The 3,089-nt window shown below is 72.4% G+C and carries 1 protein-coding gene; it reads right to left on the reverse strand.

Going from position 1 to position 3,089, the window contains the following annotated elements:
- Positions 1 to 2,541: nitrate- and nitrite sensing domain-containing protein (locus B7767_RS18755; protein ID WP_179167193.1), on the reverse strand; the 2,541-nt coding region annotated here is incomplete at its 3' end.
- Positions 2,542 to 3,089 lie beyond the last annotated feature (548 nt).

Raw genomic sequence — 3,089 nt, forward strand, 5'->3', positions numbered from 1 at the left:
CAGCGGAGGCAGTGACTCCGCGTCCGGTCGTTCGCGCTCGGCGTCGGTGGAGAGCCGTTCGGTGCGGCGGCGCGCGGGGAGCGGGGACAGTCCCTCCGCACCCGGGCGGCCGGGGGTTCGACGCCCCGCGGGGTCCTCACCACGGCGGCGGGCGGGCAGCGGGGACGCTGCTTCCAGTCCTGGCCGGGCGGACGGGGCGGGCGTGCCCTCCTCGTCCGTGCGCTCCGCACGGGCGCGCGCGTCACGGACCGGGCGGCCGTGGGAGCTGACCAGCTTGGGTGCTCCCCTGCGGGTCAGTGGGACCGGGGCGCTCCGGTCGTTCCCGCCCTGGTCCGCGCCCTCGGGCGTGTCGGGGGTCTGCTGATGGTGCTCGCGGCCGGGCCGCTCCTCCTGGGTGCCGGTGCGGGAGCGGTGGGGGTGGAAGAGGCCGCCTCGCCGGCTGTCCTCGTCGCCCAGGGCGCCGGGGAAGCCGTCGAGCGCGTCCAGGTCGACGGGAGCCTCCAGTTCGACCGGCCCGTCCAGCAGCGAGGCGGGGAGCCGGGGCAGCTGTACGGGCACCTGGGAGAGAGCGGCGCGGCGGCTCTCCTCCGGTTCGCGGTCCGTGGAGCGCCGGGGGCGGTCGAGGCGGAAGCCGACGCCGTTGGTGTCCGGGACGTCGTCCGTCAGCAGCGCGTCGGGGATGAAGACGACCGCTGTGGTGCCGCCGTACGGGGAGGGCTGCAGGGAGACCCGGACGTTCTGGCGCTGGGCGAGGCGGCTGACCACGAACAGTCCGAGCCGGTCGGTGTCGGAGAGCTCGAACTCGGGGGTCTCGGCGAGTCTGAGGTTGGCGTCCAGGAGGGCGTCGGCCGCCATGCCGAGCCCGCGGTCGTGGATCTCCAGGGTGAAGCCGTTGGCCACGCGCTCGCCGAGGACCTGGACGGCGGTGTGCGGCGGGGAGAACACCGTGGCGTTCTCCAGCAGTTCGGCCACGAGGTGGGTGAGGTCGGCGACGGCCGGGCCGGTGACGGCGACCCTCGGCAGCCGGCGGACCTCGATGCGTTCGTAGTCCTCGACCTCGGCGACGGAGGCGCGTACGACGTCCATGAGCTGGACGGGCTTGCGCCACTGCCGGGAGGGTGCGGCGCCGGAGAGGATCACCAGGCCCTCGGCGTGCCGGCGCATGCGGGTGGTGAGGTGGTCCAGCCGGAACAGGTCGGCGAGTTCCTCGGTGTCCTCGGTCCGGCGTTCCATGGTGTCCAGCAGGGTGAGCTGCTTGTGCAGCAGGACCTGGCTGCGGCGGGCGAGGTTGACGAACACCTCGGAGACACCGGCGCGCAGTTCGGCCTGCTTGACGGCGGCCTCCACGGCGGCGCGCTGGAGGGTGTTGAGGGCCTGGCCCACCTCTCCCATCTCGTTCTTGTCGTACTCCAGGCGCGGAACCTCGGTCTCGACGTCGACCTGTTCGCCCGCCGAGAGGCGGCGCATCACGCTGGGCAGCCGCACACCGGACGCCTCGTGGGCCTCCAGGCGCAGCTTCCGGAGGTCCCGGACGAGTCCGCGGCCCACGCGCACGGAGAGGAAGAGGGAGACCAGGAGGGCGATCAGTCCGAGGACACCGGCGATGACGGCCTGGGTGATGACGCCCATGGCGACGGGGCGGACGCGGTCCTGGTAGCGGTCGGCGGCCTGGTCGTTGAGGGTGCCGAGTTCGGAGAGCACATTGCCGGCGGCGGTGTCCCAGCTCTTGGCCGTGATCCCGCGGGGCTCCCCGGTGCCGGAGGAGACGGCCGCCTCTTCGCCGACGCGCAGCGGGGCGGACGCGGCGTTCTTCCAGAAGGTCTCGTAGCGGTCGCGTTCGGACGCGGGCAGCTGCGGCAGGCCGGCGTCGTACATCAGGGTGCGCTGGGCGATGAGGTCGGAGATGTCCCGCACTTCGGCACGGGACAGTTCACCGACGATCAGGGCGGAGCCGAGCAGGGCGTCCTCGCGGGAGAGCAGTTCGCGGGCGCGGGCGAGACTGACCAGGGCGCGGTACTGCTTGTCGAGCTCGACGTCTTCGACCACGTGCAGATTGGCCAGCAGGATGTAGCACGGGTCGATCAGCCGGTTGTAGAGGTCGAGGGCCTGGGAGCGGTTGACGGTGCCGTCCTCGACGCTGCGGCGCAGGGACTCGATGCCCTCGAAGGAGTCCAGTACCGCGCCCAGTTCGTCGGAGTCCCCGTGCATGGCCTCGCGCACATCGGCGTCCGTCGCGCTCCTGCGGACGCCGGCGACCGCGTCGTCGGTGGCGGAGCGGCTGCGCCGGAGTGCCGCGAGGCCGTCGGAGGCGCGGGGGTCGGCGAGATAGACGAGGGTCTGCCGGCGCTCCTGCTGAAGGACGCGGACGGTGTCCTCGACGGGGTAGCCGACCTCCTCCATCACCGACGACACGTCGAAGAGATGGCTTGCCTCACGGCCCGTGAGCACCGTGGTGAAGGCCCAGATCGTCGTCAGGGACAACAGCGGCACGAGGAGCAGCGCCACGATCTTCCGGCGGATGGACTTCCCGCGAAAGCGCATGGCCTCCCCCAGCTCGGCCCCCGACCGGCCGGGGGTACGCATGTGCGTCAACAAACGGCGCGAGCCTACTACCGCGCCGGGGTGAACTCGAAGAGCCGTCCGGAAGCTGTAGTTCCGTACCGGGGGCGGGAGATGGGGAGTTGTCCGGGCATTGCGGGAGATTGCCTCCCGGAATCGAGGGCACCTGCCCGGGGTCGATCTCCGGGACGGGAGAGGACGGTTGGCCGGTTTCTTTCCCGACCGGGAATCTTCACGACGCGCCGTTCGTCCTTCTCTGTGGGAAATGGGGGCGGAATCGGTCACAAGAGCCGTGTGCCGCACCTGGGCGGCGTAGAACGGCGCAAGCCGGGCAGCCACTGGAGAACCGGGTCTTCGGACACGAGTGAGCGGTCTGCTGGCGGTGGGGAGTGACACGTTGATGGGCACGGCGGAGCGGCGCGAGACGCCCGAGGAGGGCGCGGCGGCGCAGGTGACGACGCGGTCGGATGCCGGGGCGTCCGGACCCGGTGCAGCCGCGTCCGGGCGCGGACCGGCCGGCGGACGCGGCG

The organism is Streptomyces sp. 13-12-16 (assembly GCF_002114215.1).
Lineage (GTDB): Bacteria > Actinomycetota > Actinomycetes > Streptomycetales > Streptomycetaceae > Streptomyces.